The 18,632-nt window shown below is 73.5% G+C and carries 10 protein-coding genes; 9 read left to right on the top strand and 1 reads right to left on the bottom strand.

Translation table 11 applies throughout. The features are described 5' to 3' along the window. Window positions 1–64 precede the first annotated feature (64 nt). The 5 genes from ACIBO1_RS02825 (at window position 65) to ACIBO1_RS02805 (ending at window position 9,310) form a co-directional block, all read left to right on the top strand. A complete protein-coding gene (locus ACIBO1_RS02825) occupies window positions 65–2,161 on the top strand; it encodes a hypothetical protein (protein ID WP_396740937.1) in 2,097 nt (698 codons plus the stop codon). Window positions 2,162–2,234: 73 nt separating this feature from the next. After that, the gene (gene eccCb, locus ACIBO1_RS02820) at window positions 2,235–6,284 is read left to right on the top strand and encodes a type VII secretion protein EccCb (protein ID WP_396740935.1); all 4,050 of its coding nucleotides are present in this window, start codon (window positions 2,235–2,237) and stop codon (window positions 6,282–6,284) included. Window positions 6,285–6,767: 483 nt separating this feature from the next. Beyond that, window positions 6,768–7,085 carry a YbaB/EbfC family nucleoid-associated protein gene (locus tag ACIBO1_RS02815; protein ID WP_396740934.1) on the top strand — a complete coding sequence of 106 codons (318 nt, stop codon included), beginning with the start codon at window positions 6,768–6,770 and terminating at the stop codon, window positions 7,083–7,085. Between the two features lie 9 nt (window positions 7,086–7,094). After that, window positions 7,095–7,796 (top strand): hypothetical protein, encoded by a 702-nt coding sequence (locus tag ACIBO1_RS02810; protein WP_396740932.1) that lies wholly within the window; start codon window positions 7,095–7,097, stop codon window positions 7,794–7,796. A gap of 41 nt (window positions 7,797–7,837) precedes the next feature. Continuing rightward, the gene (locus tag ACIBO1_RS02805; protein ID WP_396740930.1) at window positions 7,838–9,310 is read left to right on the top strand and encodes a hypothetical protein; all 1,473 of its coding nucleotides are present in this window, start codon (window positions 7,838–7,840) and stop codon (window positions 9,308–9,310) included. Window positions 9,311–9,320: 10 nt separating this feature from the next. Here ACIBO1_RS02805 and ACIBO1_RS02800 read toward each other — a convergent pair whose 3' ends face one another. Next, on the bottom strand, window positions 9,321–10,019 hold the full coding sequence (locus tag ACIBO1_RS02800) for a LuxR C-terminal-related transcriptional regulator (RefSeq protein WP_396740929.1): 699 nt from the start codon (window positions 10,017–10,019) through the stop codon (window positions 9,321–9,323). Window positions 10,020–10,182: 163 nt separating this feature from the next. Between ACIBO1_RS02800 and ACIBO1_RS02795 the strand changes: the two genes are divergently transcribed. From ACIBO1_RS02795 to ACIBO1_RS02780, 4 genes are all read left to right on the top strand, one after another. Further along, window positions 10,183–13,461: a hypothetical protein gene (locus ACIBO1_RS02795; RefSeq protein ID WP_396740927.1), complete on the top strand. Its 3,279-nt coding sequence runs from the start codon at window positions 10,183–10,185 to the stop codon at window positions 13,459–13,461. Between the two features lie 152 nt (window positions 13,462–13,613). Next, a complete protein-coding gene (locus ACIBO1_RS02790; protein WP_396740925.1) occupies window positions 13,614–14,168 on the top strand; it encodes a sigma-70 family RNA polymerase sigma factor in 555 nt (184 codons plus the stop codon). Between the two features lie 57 nt (window positions 14,169–14,225). Beyond that, entirely contained in the window at window positions 14,226–15,866 is a 1,641-nt protein-coding gene (locus ACIBO1_RS02785; RefSeq protein ID WP_396740923.1) for a S8 family serine peptidase, read from the top strand. A 7-nt stretch (window positions 15,867–15,873) separates the two neighbouring features. Continuing rightward, window positions 15,874–18,615 carry a right-handed parallel beta-helix repeat-containing protein gene (locus tag ACIBO1_RS02780; RefSeq protein ID WP_396740921.1) on the top strand — a complete coding sequence of 914 codons (2,742 nt, stop codon included), beginning with the start codon at window positions 15,874–15,876 and terminating at the stop codon, window positions 18,613–18,615. The last annotated feature ends 17 nt before the right edge of the window (window positions 18,616–18,632 follow it).

Below are 18,632 nucleotides of genomic sequence, written 5' to 3'. Positions count from 1 at the left end.
CGGGGACTGTCGCGCGTCCCGTTCGGGATGCCACGGTCACGGGGAGACGATGAGGAGCCGTGGCGTGGTCACCCACCTTCCCTTGATCACCCGTCCGACGGCGGAGCTGTGCGCCGACAGACGTACGGTGTTCCTGCCCAGCCGGGGGATGGCCGTCGGGACCGACGCCATGCCCACGGCCGACGACCCGTTCGTCCGGCGGGCCGACGCTGCCGCCAGGTTCTCCGGCCCGGTGGCCACGCCACTGTTTCCGCAGGTCGACTCGGATCTGTTGCGTCGCATGCTGGACCGGCAGTCGGCCGAGCAACTCGACCTGATGCCGGTGCACTGGCCGGACTCGGCCGGCCCGGCGTCCCTGCCAGGGCTGGCACAGTGGGCGGACGACCTGCGATTGTCGGCGCAGGTGCTGCGTACCCAACTCGACGGCGCGACGGGCGGCGCGGTGCCGTTCGGAGCGCACCGCGTCGTCGACCTGGATGCCGAGGGCCGGATCACCGCCGCCGGCACGGGCGTCACGGTCCGGGTGGTGCCGTCGGACCACCGGGCGTCGAAGCCGTGGGCGGAGGCACCCGCCGACGTGCTGGAGATCCTGTCCGGGAAGCCGTACCTCTCCGGGCGGATCGTCTTCTCCGCCGACGGGGTCGAGGTCGGCCTGCCGGCGGCGCTGACGAACCACCGGTACCGCGCGGCACTGCGTACCCACGGCCTGCGCTTCACCTCCGGCGACGACGCCCTCGCGGCGACCGGCGCCGAGCGGGTGGACGAGCCGACCGGGTACGTCGACCTGGCGTACCGGATGGACCAGGCCGGTGCCGGGGCACACGCCGTGGCCGTCGCCGACGGCCCGGACGGCGAGTCGATCCATCTGGCGGTCAACGACGAGGCGCGCAATCTCTCGCTGCTCGGCCCGGACGGGTCGGTGCTGCTGCCTGCCACCGAACCCGACCGGATCCGACTCGCCCTGTACCCCGGGGAGCCGATGAGCGTCGAGGAGCGACTGATCCAGATCGCTGCGGCTTCGACTGGTAGCTCGGCCGCTGCGTCCGCCGGCCCCTCCTGGGCGGAGACCACCCGCAACGAGGTCGCGCTCCACACCTGGCAGGCGGCCGACGGCACGGGCCGGGTCATGGAGATCATCGGCCCGGCGGCGGCGGTGTCCACGCACGACCTGGGCGTGCTGGCGGAGGCGGCCGAGTACCTCGACCAGCCGATCATCGTGCTGGCCACCGAACGGCCCGGTCGGCGTCCCGCCCCGGAGCAGGTGTCGCTGCTGAACCGGCGTCTCTTCGTGCACCTGGGGGAGTCGGTCCTGGCCGGCGGTCACGACCCGGTGCCGGTCGTCTACACCCGCGCGTCCGCGTCGCCGGAACTCACCCGGGTGCTCGACGAGTACGGCGCGCCACTGGTGTACGAGGCTCCTGGGCTGTCTGCCTCCGGCAGCGGCGGGATGCCGATGCTGAACCTGGGCAGCGCGTGGACGGCGCGGCGACCGGGTGGCTCCCCGGGCGGGGGTGGCCAGGCGGCGCCGCCCGTCGTGGACGCGCTCAGCGTGGACCTGATCGAGGCGGCCACCGGTCTGCGCCGGGCTCCCGCGTTCACACCGCCGACCGTCCCGGTGGTGTCGTTCCTGTCCGCCTCGCTGACCGATGCGCAGGCCATCGTGTCCGGGCTGGACCGTGCCGGCCCGGCCCTGCCCGACCAGCACTCCCAGTTGCGCGATGCGGTGCACCGGGTTCCGTCGCTCGCCGGCTACCACGCGGTGCTCAGCCTGGCCAAGCCCCTGCTCCTCGACGGCCCGGCCCGGCCCGGCGGCGCGGCGGGCACCCGTGGTGCGGTTGGTGCCGGTGGCGCGGCCGGCTCCGCAGCGCAACTCGGCGCGATGGCGCCGATGCTCGCCGACCTGGCCGGGGTGTCGTTCGACGACCGGGCCAGCCACGCGATCCTGGCCGCGATCGGCGATCTGATCGAGGGCAACCGGTCGGCCGACGAGGTGACGACCGCCATCTGGGCGTTCAAGGACGACCTGCCGCGCGGCGGTGCGGTCCGGGCGAACTGGATCCGCAAGATCAATGCGCTGGTGCCGTTGGTGGCGGAGGGCCACCGGGAACCCCTCACACAGATCCAGGAGGCGATCATGACCTGTCCCGACCCGGACAGATGAGCCCGTCCCGGCGACTGAACGGGAGGTCACCCCGGCCCGTCGTGGAGGACATGAACGAGCGGAGCGTGGCCGGATGAGCCGGGTCGCCTTCCACCGTCCGGCCCGTCACATCCTTCCGGCGCTGCCGACGGACCGGATCGTGCTGCCCGTACCCCCCGAGGTGCCGGACGCCTCGACCGGTTCGCACGCCTGGAACCTGGTCCTGCCGCTGATCAGCAGCGTCGGCATGGCCGCGTACATGGTCAGCTTCGGGCAGCCGGCGACCATCATCCTCGGCTCGGTCTTCTTCTTCTCCTCGATCGCCGCCGTCGTCTTCCTCTTCCTCGGACAGCGGCGTACCCGAGGGGTCACGGCCCGCAAACAGCGCCGCCGGTACCGCAGCCACCTGCGGCTCGTGCGGGACCAGGCGCGGCAGAGCGCCAACGCGCAACGCGCCGCCTCCGCGCTCGCCAACCCCGAACCGGCCCGGCTCTGGTCGATCGGCGTCGGCGGCCACCGCGTCTGGGAACGCCGTCGCGACGACGCCGACTTCCTCCAGGTCCGGCTCGGCCGGGGTACGGTCCGACTGACCACCCCGATCGAACTCGACGCGAAGATCGACCCGCTGACCGACTACGACTGGGAGTCGCAGGAGGCCGCCGAACGACTGGTGGAACGACTCGGCGTGGTACCCGAGCAGCCGATGGTGGTCGACATCGGCCGGGCCGGGGTGATCAGCCTGCTCGGCCCACCGCCGGCCACCGCCGAGGTCGCCCGCGCTCTGCTCTGCCAGGTCAGCGTCTTCCACGCGCCGGACGACGTGCTCGTCGCGGTGGAGGCCGGCGGGGACGACCAGTGGCAGTGGGCGAAGTGGCTGCCGCACACCATCGACCCGGAACTGCGCGGCGAGGCGGGGGAGCTGTCGCTGGTCGGGGAGAGCCCCGCCGCGCTCACCGACTACCTGGAGGCCGAACTCCGACGCCGCCTCGACCAGCAGGGCAACCGGCGCCCGACCACCGGCGGACCGACCCTGCCCCGGCTGATCCTGGTGTTCACCAGCTTCGACCCGTTCTCCGAGTGGGGCCGCGGCGAGCTGATGGCGGCGCTGCTGGCCGGCGCCGGGCTGCACCTCGGCATCACGCTCGTGTTCCTGGTCGAGCGCGAGTCCGACGAACCGAGCCGGGTCAACCTGCGGCTGCGGTGCGGAGCGGACGGTCGGCTCATCACGGAAGGCAGGGCGGAACTGGTCGTCACACCCGCCACCGACTGCCACGTCGACCAGGTGAGTCTGTCCATGGCCGAGCTGGTCGCCCGGACCCTGGCGCCGCTACGGCTCAGCGACGAACGGGAGCAGGTCCTCGCCCGGACCGTCTCGCTGACCGAGATGGTGCTCGGCGGCGACCCGATGAACTCCGAGATCACCAGCCGCTGGATCGGCGCCGGTGATCCACGGCTGCTGCGCGCGCCGATCGGCACCGACGGGGACGGCCACCCGCTGGTGCTGGACATCAAGGAGTCGGCGCAGGGCGGATCCGGCCCGCACGGCCTGATCGTCGGTGCCACCGGCTCCGGCAAGAGCGAGTTGCTGCGTACGCTCGTCACCGGCCTGGCCCTCACCCACCCGCCGGAGCTGCTCAGCTTCGTGCTGATCGACTTCAAGGGCGGCGCCGCGTTCGCCCCGTTGACCGGGCTTCCGCACGTCGCCGGTCTGATCACCAACCTGGCCGACGACGCCGCGATGATCGACCGGGTGCTCGCCGCGCTCATGGGCGAGCAGCAACGCCGGCAACGCATGCTGCGCGACGCCGGCAACATCGACTCGGTACGCGAGTACCAGAGCCGCCGCGCGGAGGGTGCCGTCGGCACCGACGGCCGTCCGCTCGACCCGCTGCCGTACCTGCTGATCGTGGTGGACGAGTTCGGTGAACTGCTCTCCGGTCGGCCGGACTTCGCCGAGCTGTTCGTGCAGATCGGCCGGGTCGGTCGAAGCCTCGGCATGCACCTGCTGATGGCCACCCAGCGGCTGGAGGAGGGGCGACTGCGGGGCCTGGACTCCCACCTGTCCTACCGCATCTGCCTGCGTACGTTCAGCGCCAGCGAGAGCCGTACGGTGATCGGCACCACCGACGCGTACAACCTGCCGCCGATCCCGGGATCCGCCTACCTCAAGGTGGACGAGTCGATCTACCAGCGGTTCCGGGTCGCGCACGTGTCGGCCGGGTACGTCTCGCCCGAGGAACGCGAACGGGTCAGGGGTGCGAAGCCCCGTAACGCCGTCGCGCAGTTCCCGCTGCGCGGGATCAGCCGGATGACCGAGGAAGAGCTGGACGAGCCGCCACCGGCAGCGGAGCGGGGCGGCCAGACCGAGCTGGGCATCGTGGTGGACCGGCTCACCTCGGTCATCAGCCCGGTCCACCAGGTCTGGCTGCCGCCGCTGCCGAAGGCGCTCGCCCTGGACCACCTGCTCGGCCCGGTCGCCCACCACCCCGGCCGGGGCTACAGCGCGAAGCACTGGCCGATGACCGGCTCGCTGTCCGTGCCCATCGGCCTGCTCGACCTGCCGTTGAAGCAGGAGCAGGAAACGCTGATGATGGACTTCGGCGGGGCACACGGCAACATCGCGATCGTCGGCGCACCGCAGACCGGGCGCAGCACGCTGCTGCGGACCCTGATGCTCGCCGGGATGCTCACCCACAGCCCCGACGAGATGCAGTTCTACTGCGTGGACTTCGGCGGCGGCACGCTGCACACGATGGCCGAGGCGCCGCACGTCGGCTCGGTGGCCGGTCGTAGCGATCGTGACCTGGTCAGCCGGATGATCGTCGAGGTCCGGTCGCTGATCAGCGAACGGGAGCAACTGCTCCGCTCCCTCGGCCTGGACTCCATCGCCGACCTGCGGGACCTTCGCCGCGCCGGCAAACTGCCCGAGGGCGTACGCGCCGCCGACGTGTTCCTCTTCGTCGACAACTGGGGCGCGCTACGGACCGAGTTCGACTGGGCCGACCCGGTGATCAACGAGATCGCGGCCCGTGGACTCGGCGTGGGCGTACACCTGATCATCACCACCGGCCGGTGGAACGACATCCGACCCGCCCTGCGGGACAGCATCGGCACCCGGATCGAGTTGCGCCTCAACGACCCCGCCGAGTCGGAGGTGAACCGTCGGCTCGCCGCCCGGGTGCCGGCGAAGGTGCCCGGCCGGGGGCTGAGCCTGCCGGGCGTCTACTTCCAGCTCGTCCTGCCCCGGATGGACGGCCAGGACAGCATCGACGGTCTACGCGCGGCCCAGCAGGACGTACTCGGAAAGATCGCCGCCGGGTGGTCCGGCCCCCCGGCCCCACCGGTACGTTTGCTCCCGGCTCGGATCGACGCCGCCGAGGTGCCCGCGCCACCGGACGCCGCGCCGACCGCCGTACCCCTCGGCATCGGCGAGTCCGACCTGAAACCGGTGACCATCGACCTGATCCGCGACGACCCGCACTTCCTCGTCTTCGGCGACGCCGGTTCCGGCAAGTCGTCGGCCCTGCGTACCTGGCTGGCGGCGCTCTGCGCGCGACAGTCCGCCTGGGACGCGCGGGTGGTGCTGCTCGACACGCGTCTCTCGCTGCTCGACGCCGTGCCGCCGGACCATCTGGCCGCCTACGCCGGTGACCCGGACACCGCGAGCGCCTACGTCCAGCAGGTGGTCGCGAAGCTCACCGAACGGCTACCACCGGCCGGCATCAGCCCGCAGCGGCTACGCCAGCGAGACTGGTGGGAGGGGCCGGACATCTATGTGGTGGCCGACGACTACGACCTGCTGCCCACCGGCTCCGCAGCCCCGCTCGCGCCGCTGTCCCGCTTCCTGCCGCAGGCCCGCGACATCGGCCTGCACCTGGTATTGGCCCGCCGGGTCAGCGGCATGGCCCGCGCCATGGCCGACCCGCTGCTCAACCGGGTCAAGGAGATGGGCTGTAGCGGCCTGATCCTCTCCGGCGACAGCCGCGAGGGCGTTGTGCTGGGCAACGAACGCGCCGCCGCCCGCCCACCCGGCCGAGGAAGCCTCGTCGAGCGGGCCCAACCGGGCCGCCTGATCCAGGTCGCGCTCCCGCCGCCGGTCCCCGAGACACCCGAACAGGACGAACCCGACACCACCCCGGCGTGACCGCCCCGGAGCGCCCAGCCTGTGTTGCTCGACCGGCGGTGGCTGGACGCGTTGGCCAACGAGGAGCAGGGGGGGCGGACGGTCCGTCTCTCGCCCTGTCGAGCTGATAGCGGCAACGAATCACCCTGCCCGACGGCGTAAACGGTTCAGCTCGACAGGGCGACACCCGAAGTAGCCGTGGCGCGGCGGTAGCCGAATCTCTGCTTTGAAGGCGGGCAATTCGCCGGGGTGTGTTGCGTGGAGTGAAGCAGAGCAGAGGCGGCACACCGGTGGGTGCGGACGGGAGCCGGGGAAGGGGAGGGGTGGCGTCCCCATTCCGGGACGTCGGCATAGCCCCCGTATGAGCCTGCAGTGCCACGCCTTGCCGGGGTGGGTGCCGGATGAGGGACTACCGGCTGCTCCGTACGGCCTGCCAGGCTGGGGCCATCGTCGCCGACGGCCGTGCGCGGTCGTCTGGGGCGGATCGGCGAGGAGGGGGTTGCTGTGGTCAGCGGGCAGGCGGATTTCAGCGGGCTGTTGGCTCGGACCCAGGCGCTTGAGCACGAGGTCGCCGAGCTGGCGCAGTCGATGAGCAACGCCGAGGTGGTCGGGTCCGCGGCCGGTGGGGGCGTGACGGTCACGCTGGCCGACAGCCAGTTCCAGGCGGTGTACATCGACCCTCGGGTGATGGAGACCTGTGACGCGGAGGAACTGGCCGACCTGGTGTTGGCGGCGTTGCAGGACGGGACCGAGCAGTTGCGCGTGCAGGCCGCCGAGCGGATGACGCTGCTGACCGAGTCGATCAACAGGCTGGCCGGGTAGCAACCGATCGTGGACCCCACCGAGGCGACGCAGACGCCGGCCCGGCGGGCGGTGCGGTGGCGCTCGGACTTCGTCGCCGCGTTCGTCGAGCACGCCGGGTCGAAGCCGGCCAGTGACCGGTTGTCGGTCAGGCTGCCGACGCTGATCACGGTCACCGCGGTGTGTGTGCTGCTCTCCCTGGTGGTGGGGATCTTCTGGCAGCTCATCAGTCCACGGTCCAGGGCCGGGGCGGCGGACCCGGGCTACGTCGCGACTGCGGGCTGGGGCTGCGACACCACCAACGACCACGGGTTCGACGTGCAGGGGCGGACCGACCAGTGGCGTACGGTGGCCGACGGCGGATGGTCCGAGGACGGCTGCCGGGGCACCTTCCAGACCCTGCCGATCAGCAACGACGCCGACCAGTCGGTCCAGTGGTGGTTCGTACCGTCCACCGGCGGGCAGTGTCGCGTCGAGGTGTACGTGCCTCGTGACCCGTCCGGCGCCGGCAGTTGGGTGACCAGCGTCCGCTACGAGGTGCTGGCCGGTCGCGGCGGCGCCGCGTACGCCGAGTTCGAGATGAACCAGGCGCAGAACACCGGGCGGTGGGTGGACGTGGGCGCGTTCCCGCTGCGCACCAGCGAGTTGGCGGTACGGGTCACGGCGCGGGCGGCGGGAGAGGCCGACGCCCGACTGGCGGTCTCCGCCGTACGTGCCACCTGCGGCCGGTGACGGTCGCCGGCAGGCAGTGAGCCGGAAGAGGGAGGGGAACAGTGCGAGGGCTGCGCCGGATCGTCGTGGTGTGCCTGACCGCCCTGGCCGTGCTCGGGCCGGTCGGTCCGGTCCACGCTGCCCCGGCCGACCCGCCGCCCGCCCCGGTCGGGTCCAAGTACTACGTCGTCGGTGAACCGGTCGCCGGTCAGCGCGAGTCGCTGTACGAGATCGCGGCCCGTACCCTCGGCACCGGCCGGCGGCACCTGGAGATCTTCGAGCTGACCAGGGGCCGTCCGCAGCCGGACGGTGGACAGCTCAGCGACCCGATGGTCCTGAAGCCGGGCTGGATCCTGACGCTGCCCGCCGACGCCAGCGGCCCCGGCGTCTACGACGAGTACCCGGTGGTGAACCAGGCGGCACCGCCACCGACCCGGGATCTCGCGACTCCCGGGCGGCAGGGTGCGCCCATCTTCGAGGCCATCGGGGTGTTCGCGGCCGTCATGCTGTTCGCGGTGGCGGTGGCGGTGCTGCGCGGGGGCCGTGGCACGAGAGGGGCCGGCGCGCAGACGGTGTCCGCTGCACCGCCGCCGTTGTCGGACCCGCCGCCGCTGTCCGACCCGCCCGCGCCGTCGGACGCACCACCCGTGCAAGGCCACCCGGCCCGGTCCGCCCCACCAGCGGCCGACGCCGAGCGCGAGCTCGTGCTGGCCGGGGCCCACTCCTCCGCGACGCCGGTCGTCGACCCGTACCCGGCGACCGCCACCTCACGTGCACCGCACCTCCCGCCGACGGCCCCCGAGCGACCGGCGGCACCCGAGCGACCGGCGGCGCCGGAACGGCCGACGGCGCCCGAACGCCCCGCACGGCCGTCGCTGGGCGGTCGCCTGCGGCCGGTGGGACCGCCCTCTCCCGAGCTGCCGCGCCGGACGCCGACGCCGGCTCCGGTGCCGCCGCTGGTGGAGCCGCCCGCCGGGCCGCGCCGGCCGGAGGTCGGCGACGCCACCGAGCTGAGCGCCGACCTGCGCGTCGAGGGACTCAACCTGAGCGTCTCCCTGAACGGGGCACGGGACGCGGCGGCAGCGCCGTTCGGCTGGTACGGCCCGGGTGAGGCACCGCCGGCCGCCACCCTGCCGCTGCTGCTCGGCGACCGTGACGGCTGGCGGCTCTATGTCGACCTGGTTCGCTGCCCGGACGTCCTCACCGTCGCCGGGAGCATGCCCGACGGGCAGCGGTACGCACGTCGGCTGATCCGGCAGGCCCTGGCCGACGGCAACGAGGTGACCGTGGTCGGGGACGTCCTCGGCGAGTCGCTGCCGAACGGCTGCAACCGGGCGGCACAACTGTCCGACGTGGAGCCGTCACCGACCCCGGGCATCGTGGTCTGCGCCCGGCTCGGCAACGGCGACGGGCGGGTGGCCCGCGAGTTGCGGACGGCCGGAGTGCAGGTGCCGGTGGTCCTCGGTGAGGTGACGCCGTCCCGCTGGTCGATCACGGTGCGGCCGACGAGGGAGCCCGATGCCGAGCTGTCCTGAGCGGAGTGGGCTAGGAGGCGGCGCGCCAACCGTGGCTCAGGTGACCGTGGGTCAACCGGCCGTGCGCCACGCGTCCCTGGGTCACGTGGCCCAGCTCGATCGCCATCCGGGTCAGCTCCGCCTTGTTGGTCACGTTGAGCTTGGCCCGGATCCGCTTGGCGTACGTGTTGACGGTCGCCTGGGACAGCCCCATCCGGGTGGCGATCTGCGCGTGGGTGAGCCCGAGCGCGATCCAGCGCAGCGTCTCCACCTCGCGCGGGGCGAGACCGTTCTCGTCGGCGTCCGCCGGGCGCGACAGATCGGCCGCGAACCGGTCGGCCAGCTCCGCGCCGATGTGCAGCCCACCGGTCGCCACGACGCGCAACGCCAGGCGTACGTCGGGTTGTTCGGCGTACCGGGTGATCACGCCTCGGGCCCCGGCCCGGACGGCGGAGAGCAGGCCCGGTGGCTGCTCCCAGGTGGCGCAGACCAGCGGGGCGCCACGGGTGGCGAGCTTCCCGATCAGCTCCAGCACGCTCGCGCCGGGCAGCGCCGGCAGGTCGATGAAGATCACCCGGTAGTCGGCCGGTCCGGCCTGCTCCAACTCGCCGACCGAGCCGACCGAGGGGCCGAGCGCGAGCCCCGGCTCGTCCTGCACCAGACGTTCCATCCCGACCCGCGACAACGGCTGGTCGCAGACGATCGCGACCGTACCCAGATCCTGTTCCATCGCCGTACCCCTTCTCTGCCCGGTGCATCACACGACGGACGCGGGACCCGCCGTGTTCAGTGCGGTGATGGCACGGACTCGCCGACGTCGGATTGAGAAAACCGGGTACCGCCGTCCGTTGAGAGGACGTGCAAGGGGGGACATCGAGGAACGGACGAGCGTCATGACCGGCAGGCTGCCGCCGACACCGGCTACCCGGGCGCGCCCGGAGCACCGGCGTATCGACGGGCTCTACGACATCTGGCTGCGTACCGGCCCGGACGGTCTGCCGGTCGCGCTGCGGGGCAACGGGACGCCGCTCGACGCCGTACAACTCGCCGACCTGGTCCGCCGGGGCGGTGGGGCGGGCGACGACGTCCGGATCATGATGGACGGCGGCGCGGAGCACGCGGGGATCTTCGCCGAACTGGCCGGGATCCTCGGGCGGGACGTGCTGATCAGCCCGGCCGGCAGCATGCTGCGGTACGACGGGGACCGCGAGCCGGAGCCCAGCCTGGTGGACGCCCAGACCGGGCGACCGGCGGAGTGGCTCGTCGTCCAGCCCCCGGCGATGGCCACCGACCTGCCCGGCTGGTACGAGACGACCGGCGGCGTGCTGCGGCCCCGGTCCGGTGTCGTCGCCGCACCGCTGCCCGGTGGGCTGACGCTGGCCACCCGGGCCGACTTCGTGGCTCGCCGGGCCGCTGCGGTGGACCTGGCCCCGGGGCACCCGGAGCTCACCACCATCGGGGTGTCCGTCCGGGGCGGCGGCTTCGTGGTCGGCGACTACACCGGCTCCTACCGAGTGACCGGTGGGCGTCAGCTCGCCGCCGCCCTGTCCGAGGTGCCGCTCTACGGCAGTGAGATCCGGATGTGGCTGCACTGGCCCTCCGACCCGGACGAGCGGCAGCGTCTGCACGCCAACCTGGCCGCGTTCGCGGACAACACCGGCGCGATCGTGTGGGCGCCGGAGCGTACCGCCGCCCTGGAGGTCCTGGAGAGCTGCCAGGACCTGAGCGCCGTGGACCGCGCCGGGGGCCCGGCCGAGTGGCGTACGTACCTGCCGCCGATGGCCGGCTCGCCGCGCTTCGAACCGGACCAGGACGGCCGGCTGTCCCCGGCCGGGCGGATGGTCGTCACCCCCTATCCGGGCGCGCCCCTGGTCAGCGTCGCGCCCGCCCGCCAGCGGGCGATGAACTCGCGGTACAGCAGCCTGCGGGCCCAGCATGGGTTGTTCCGGATCGACCTGACCATCCTCAACGACGGCCGGTGGGCGGTGCAGTACGCCGACTCCGGGCCGCACGCGCTCGGACCACGGGTGCTGCAACGGATGCTGCGTACGGCCGGGTGGCAGGGGGAGGACCTGCTGCTGCTGGCGAGCTATCCGGCCTCCGCCGAGGCGGGGGTGCGCCGCTACGGCAGCCGGCTGGTGGAGGGACTCCGCGCCGAGGTGTGGGTGCTGCCGCCGGAGGCCGCCTTCGACAGCGTCGACGGTACGGCCCGTGCGGTCGACGAGCGGGGCCGCCCGGTCGACTGGCAGCGCCTCGACCTGACCGACTCGCAGCGACGCTGGCAGAGCGACGACGGTGTGCTGGTGACGGCCGAGAGCAGCAGCCGTCCGATGGGCACCGGTCGCGGCGCCGGCATCGGCCGCCCGACCGAGGCAGCTCTCCGCGCGCCGGAGAAGATCGCCCCTGCCCCGGACAGCGCTGAGCGGAGCACCGCGTCCGAGGCGACGCCCTCGATCGACCGGCAGCAGGCGGGTGAGCCCGGCCTGTCGACCTCGCCCTCGGTGTCCGACGTCCGGGCGTACCCGGGGCCGCCGTCGACGGGACGCCCTGCGGCGGTGACGTCCGGCCCGGTGTCCCCGGTCCCGGTGCACGCGGTCCTGCCGCTGCCCGCACCGACGTCCCCGGCCTCGCCCCCGGCCCCGGCGGTGCCACCGTTCCGACCGGCACCGCCGCGACCGGCCCCGGGTGCGCCGGATGCGACGTCCGTGGCCCCCTCGTCGCCCGCCGCACCCTCTGCGGCCCCCGCGTCGCCTGCCGCGCCGACGGTGGCCCCCCGGTCCCCGGCCGCCCGGACCGGTGCCCCTTCGCCGCCTGCCGTGCCCGCCGGGGCGGACTCCTATGGGGAGCTGTCCTCGCCCGTGCCGCCACTTCCGCCGCAGGCGCGGGCGAGCGGCTGGGCAGCCCAGCCCAACCGGACCGAGCCGAGGCGCGTCGAGCGGCAGGTCGGGCCGCCGCGACCGGTGGTCGGGCCGGTGGCGGGCCCGCGCGCGATCGCCGGGCCGTCGTCGACCAGCCGACCGGAGGAGAGCGCCACTCCCGCTCCGAATTCCGAACCTGTGGTCGGCTACGAGCAGGAGCTGCCCTCCGCCGCCGGTCCGGCGCGGGAACCTGCTCCGCGAACGGTGCGACACCCCGGCACCGGGCCAGCCGTAGAGCCGGGGCCAGCCGTAGAGCCCGGGTCGCCGCGGCGTCCGGGTTTCGGGCCGAGCGTGGCGGCGGAAGCAGGGCGTCCCCACCGCCCTGCCCCGCCGGGTGGGCCCGAGCTTCCGGTCAGTGCCGCACCTCGGCTCGGCACCGTGCGGCGGCCGGTCGCGCACGCGATCTACTGGATCGCCGAGCGACCGACCGTGAACGCCGAACCGGTCGAGCTGTACCTGGTGGCCGGTTGCTCGCCGACCGACGCCACCGGCACCGGCGTACCCACCTCGAACCTGTTCCTGGTCGGCACGCTCCGCCCGCCGGTGCCCGCCGCGCTGCGGGCGGACGAGTACCTGCTGCGGGTACGCATCCTCGCCGGTGGTGCGGTGGACATGTCCTCGATCACCGTGCACGAGCCACCGGCCCTGCACGAGCTGCTCGTCGACCGGGACGAGTCGTACCTGCTCCCGGGGGGTCTGCTGGACCGTACCCAGCTCGTCGCCGGCTACGGCGTCGACGCGTCCGGGCGGTACGTGGAGCAGCCGGTCGCCTCGTCCACGCCGCCGCTGGCGTTGCGCTGCACCGGGGCCGGGCACGGTATCGAGGGGTTGCCGGCCGACCTGCCCCGCTGGCCGTACGAGGCCGATGCGCTCGCCTACGCGTTGGTGCGCGACCCCGGGACCACGACCCGCAGCCAGGGTCTGGTGCTGCTGCGCAACCGGCCGCGTGCCCGTCGGGGGCGGCTGCTGGTGCAGGTGCGGGTGCCGTGGCGGTGCGCCGTCGACGTACGGGCGACCGTGGCGCAGATCGGCGACCTGCCGCAGATCCGGTCGGCGGCCGGTCCGATGTTGGAGGCCGGCGCGGGCCTGCTGCTGCCCCGCGAGGCGAACGAGCAGGTCGAGGTCGTCCGGCTGCTCTCCGCGGGCCGACTCGGCTGGCGCACGGTGGGCGAGCCGGAGATGTCGCTGGCCGACTTCCTCGCCAGTCGGGCCGATGCCACGACCCGGCCGGGCAGCACCGCACCGACCCGGTAGGGCAGCACCGCCCCGACCCGGCCGGACTGTGCTGCCGGGACCAGACCTGGGCCCCACTGAGTCCTTCGGCTCACGCCGCCCGCAGCCCGGATCACTAGCGTCCCGTCTGAGCGGTGCTGGGGAAAGGTCCGGTCCTGGGGAGGGCTGCAACGATGGGTGCCAACGTGGGTGTGCAGGAGCGGGTCGAGGCGGATGCCGACCTCGATCACCGGATGCGTCGCGTCTTCGCGGACAACGCCCAACCGTTGTACTACTACCTTCTCCGACTGACCCGGGGACAGGGCCAGCTCGCCGAGGACCTGTTGCAGGAGACCATGCTGCGGGCCTGGTCCCGGTTGGGCGAACTGCCCGCCGACGACGCCACCATCCGCCGGTGGCTGTTCATCGTGGCGCGGAACCTCTCGATCGACGTGGCCCGGGCGCGGGCCGCCCGGCCGACGGAGGTCTACGGGATGGACGTGAGCTGGGCCCACTCGCCGGACGACGAGTTCGACGGCCTGCTCGACCGGGCCGCCCTGGCCGACGTGCTGCGCAAGCTCACTCCGGAGCACCGGGCGGTGCTGGTCGAGCTCTACTACGGCGACGTGTCGGTGGCCGAGGCGGCGGCCCGGATCGGCATCCCGGAGGGGACCGTCCGGTCGCGGTCGTTCTATGCGCTGCGGGCCGCCCGGGGCATCATCGGCGGGCCCGGCGCACTGGCGGCCTGAACGGAAACTCCCGACGCGACGGCTGAACGTCGCGGCGAGCGGGACCGTCGTGGAGTCGTGAGTCCGCACCGGGACGGGCACGACGAGGGGGCGAGGGAGATGTTGGTCAGCCGGTACCCGTCACGGGTGGGACGGTACGTGGTGGTGGTGCTCGGCGTGCTGCTGGCCGCGCTGCCCGTCCTCCCGGCCCGCGCCCAGGCGGCACCGTACGTCAAGTACTACACGGTGGAGTCCGCGTACGCGGGCAAGCCGGAGGGCCTGCGCGACATCGCCGAGCGTTTCCTCGGCGCCCGGGACCGGGCCGAGGAGATCTTCAACCTGAACGTCGGCCGGGCCCAGCCGGGCGGCGGCGCCCTCACCGACCCGAGTCAACTGCGCGCCGGCTGGCACCTGGTGCTGCCGTGGGACGCGGTCGGTAACGGCGTCGAACGCGGCTCGCTGCCGTCCCCGACGTCGCCGACCCCCCGTCCACCGTCGCCCGGGGCGTCCGCCGCACCACCTGCGGCCAACCCGCTGCCCCGACCCTCCATCCCCAGCCCCACCCCTACCCCGAGTCCGAGCGGCACCAAGAAGCCCGGCTCGGGAGGTGCCAAGTGCGGCACTGCGGCGCGCGGCGACAAGGGAGGCGCGGACTGGGCGGAGCGGCGCATGTCACCGGAGCGGGCGTGGTCCCGTAGCCGGGGCGAGGGTCAGATGATCGCGATCGTGGACTCCGGCGTGGACGGCAGCCTGTCCGAACTGCGCGGCCGGGTCACCCAGGGCATGGACGTGGTGGCCGGCAGCGGCCGGGGCGACGTCGACTGCCTCGGCACCGGCACCGCGATGGCCGGTATCGCCATTGCGCAGTCCGGCTCCAAGGGCAAGGTGACGGGAGTGGCTCCGGAGGCGACCGTGATGCCGGTCCGGGTGGTCACCACCAAGGCCGAGGCGCAGCCGGCGGACCAGGCGGCCGGTATCGAGGTGGCGGTGGCCGCCGGTGCCACCGTGATCGCGCTCGGGTCGTACGTGGACCCGAACGTCCCGGCGGTCGCCGAGGCGATCGCCACCGCCGTCAAGCACGACATCGTGGTGGTCTCCGCCGCCGACCTGGAGTCGAGCGACCCGGAGTCGGGCCTGCCGAACCAGGGCATGTTGCGGGTCGGCGGCATCGGCGGCGACGGCAAGATGGCGGCCAGTTACCGCGCCGGTGGGGTGGACGTGGTCGCGCCCGGCGTGGACGTGGCCAGCCTGGGCATCGGCGGTGCGGGTGACTTCGTCGGCAGCGGCACCCAGTACGCGGTGGCCTACGCGGCCGGCCAGGCCGCCCTGGTGCGGTCCGCGTACCCGAACCTGTCGGCCGGTCAGGTGACCGAACGGATCCGGAACACGGCCAGCCGGACCGCCGACACCCCGGAGGACCCCGCCTCCTACGGTGACGGCGTCATCGACCCGTTCACCTCGGTCAACGCGGCGCTGGAGAACGACGGCGGGGTGGCCGCGCCGAACGGCCCGCCCGCCGGTGACAGCGGATCGTCGACCAGCGGCGGCCAGGTACTCATCTTCGTGCTCATCGGGTTGGTGCTGGTGGCCGTGACGGTGCTGTCGGTGTTCCGGCTGCGTACCGTGCTCCGCTCCGACGACCGCAAGGATTCCGAACCGGAGTTCGACCCGCCCGCGACCCGTCCGGCCGACCACTCCGATGCACAGCGGTTGAGGTGATCGCCCAGTGACGGGGCAGCCCGCGGTCTCCGCCCCGGCCAGCGCGCCGTCCGGCCGGATCGAACGGGTCTCCACCCGCCCCTGGAGTCGGCACCGCACCATCTCCTCGGCGATCCGGGCGGCCCGCGACGGCGGAGTGGTCTCGGTGGTGGCCGGCGTGTACCGCGAGTCGTTGACCGTCGACAAGTCGGTGACGCTGGTGGCCGAGAACGACGGCGGCGCGGTCGAACTGGTCGCGCCGCACGGTCCGGCGCTCGCCGTACGGTCCGGGTCGGCCACGATCCGTGGGTTCGTGCTGAGCGGCACCGGTGCCGTGGTGGTCGCCGCCACCGGTCGGCTCGCGTTGGAGTCGACCACGGTCACCGGGGGCGCGGTCCAGGTCAGCGGCGATGCGTCAGCGACGCTACGGCACTGCGCCATCATGCGTACCGGGGCGGCTCCCGGACTCATCGTCGCCGACCAGGCGACGGTGGAGGGCACGTCGGTCGAGGTGACGGAGACCGGGGGCGCCGCGGTCGAGGCCGCCGGCAGCGCCCAGGTCACCCTGGCCGACAGCCGGATGGGTGGCGTCGGAGGTGGCGCGCTGGTGGCCGAGAACGCCACGCTGACGCTCACCCGGTGCGAGATCGGGCCCAGCGGCGGCGTGGGCGTCGAGGTCAGCGGCGGCGCCCAGGCCCGGCTGACCGACTGCCAACTGCACGACCTGGCCGCCGAGGGCATCCGGATCAGCGGCAGCGCGACGTTCGGGCCGGACTGGTGGCCGCCGCTACGGCCCGAACAGGCCGGAACGCCGGGCGCGGGGGAGACCGGCGAGACCGGCGGGGTGCTGGTCCGGCGGTGCACGATCAGTCGCGCGGCCTCCGCCGGGGTGCTCCTCGCCGGGTACGGCCACCTGCACCTGGACGAGTCGACCGTGGACGCCGCCCGAGGTCCGGGCGTGCTGGCCGGTGGCGACAGCCGCCTCTCGATGGCCGGCAGTCGGATCAATCAGTCCGGTCAGACCGCGCTCGCTGTGCGGGAACGCGCCGAGGTACGCCTCACCGACGGCGCCTTCGCCGACTCGGCCGCCAACGGGCTCTACGCCGCCGACGACGGGCGGATCCTGATGCACGGCTGCGAGGTACGGCGCTCCGAGTACAGCGCGGTGCACCTCACCGGCACGGCCAGTGCCGCGCTGGTCGAGTGCACGATCGCCGACACACCCGAGTTCGGGGTACGCGCCTCCGACCGCGCCCTGCTGCGGGTGGAGGGCGGCACCATCACCGGCGCCGGTCTCGGCGGAGTGCAGATCGACGGCGGTGCCGACGCCGAGTTGCGCGGGTTGACCGTCAGCGACTCCCGGGCCGGCGTACGCGTGGACACCCCGCACCGGCCGCTGCTGACCGACTGCGAGGTCCGCGACGTCGAGCAGACCGGCATCGAGGTCGCCCCGCACGCCGGGCTGCTGGCCCGGCACTGCCGGATCGCCTCCTGCGGCGCGGCCGGGGTGCTCGTCGACGCGTACGCCACGCCGACGCTCGAAGAGTGCGAGATCACCGACATCGGCGGCAGCGGGCTGGTGCTCTGGGAGGGCGCCGCGCCGATGATCCGCAGCCTGACCGTGCGGGAGTGCCGCAAGAACGGCGTGTACGTCGGCGACGGCGCGCACGGCAGCCTGACCGACTGTGACATCTCCCGGACCGACTACCCGGCGGTGCACGTCGGCGTCGACGCCGATCCGGCGTTGCTGCGCTGCCACGTGCACGACGCGGCGGCCGACGTCGACCAGACCGACCAGGGTCGGGCGACCTTCGAGGAGTGCTGGAGCACCGACGTCGCCGAGGCGACCCTGCCGACCGAGCCGGTCGCCGCCCGCGCGGTGCCGGCCGGTCCCGGTCCGCGCCGCCCCGCCGCCGCGCCCCGAGCCGGTGCCACGAGCAAGGTGCCGGAACTGGCCGACCTGCTCGGCCAGCTCGACGACCTGGTCGGGATGGCCCGGGTCAAGCGGGACGTGGGCACCATGGTCAAGCTGGTGCAGACCGTCAAGCGCCGTCGGGAGGCCGGTCTCGCGCCGCCGCCGATGTCCCGGCACCTGGTCTTCGCCGGCAACCCCGGCACCGGCAAGACCACCGTGGCCCGGCTCTACGGGCAGTTGCTCGCCGCGCTGGGCATGCTCGAACGCGGACACCTGATCGAGGTGGACCGGGGCACGCTGGTCGGCGAGTACGTGGGCCACACCGCGCCGAAGACCCAGGCGGCCTTCCGCAAGGCTCTCGGCGGGGTGCTCTTCATCGACGAGGCGTACGCCCTGGTGCCGACCGGCGGTGGCACCGACTTCGGCCAGGAGGCGATCTCGACGCTGGTGAAGCTGATGGAGGACCACCGCGACGAGGTGGTGGTGATCGTCGCCGGCTACCCGGACGAGATGCGGCAGTTCGTCGCGGCCAACCCGGGCCTCTCCTCCCGCTTCTCCCGCACGCTGACCTTCGCGGACTACTCGTCGGTGGAACTGGTCCAGATCGTCGAGAAGCAGGCGAGCCGGCACCAGTACCACGTCGCGGAGGGCGGCCGCGCCGCGCTGCTGACCTACTTCGACGGCATCCATCGGGGCGAGGGCTTCGGCAACGGCCGGTTCGCCCGCAAGGTCTTCCAGATGATGACCGAGCGGCACGCCGCCCGGATCGCCGAGATGGACGCGCCCAGCACCGCCGAGCTGAGCACCCTGGAGGCCGACGACCTGCACGTCGACGACCTGGAGGTGGCCGGATGACACGGCTCGGGTGCAGG

It is taken from the genome of Micromonospora sp. NPDC049903, from assembly GCF_044460945.1.
In the GTDB taxonomy this organism is placed as follows: Bacteria; Actinomycetota; Actinomycetes; order Mycobacteriales; family Micromonosporaceae; genus Micromonospora.
This window is presented reverse-complemented; position numbering and strand designations above follow the sequence as displayed.

Excerpts from the sequence above, each read along its gene's own strand:
- eccCb (WP_396740935.1), top strand. The coding sequence starts at position 2,235 with ATGAGCCGGGTCGCCTTCCACCGTCCGGCCCGTCACATCCTTCCGGCG.
- ACIBO1_RS02800 (WP_396740929.1), bottom strand. The coding sequence starts at position 10,019 with ATGGAACAGGATCTGGGTACGGTCGCGATCGTCTGCGACCAGCCGTTG.
- ACIBO1_RS02795 (WP_396740927.1), top strand. The coding sequence starts at position 10,183 with ATGACCGGCAGGCTGCCGCCGACACCGGCTACCCGGGCGCGCCCGGAG.
- ACIBO1_RS02790 (WP_396740925.1), top strand. The coding sequence starts at position 13,614 with ATGGGTGCCAACGTGGGTGTGCAGGAGCGGGTCGAGGCGGATGCCGAC.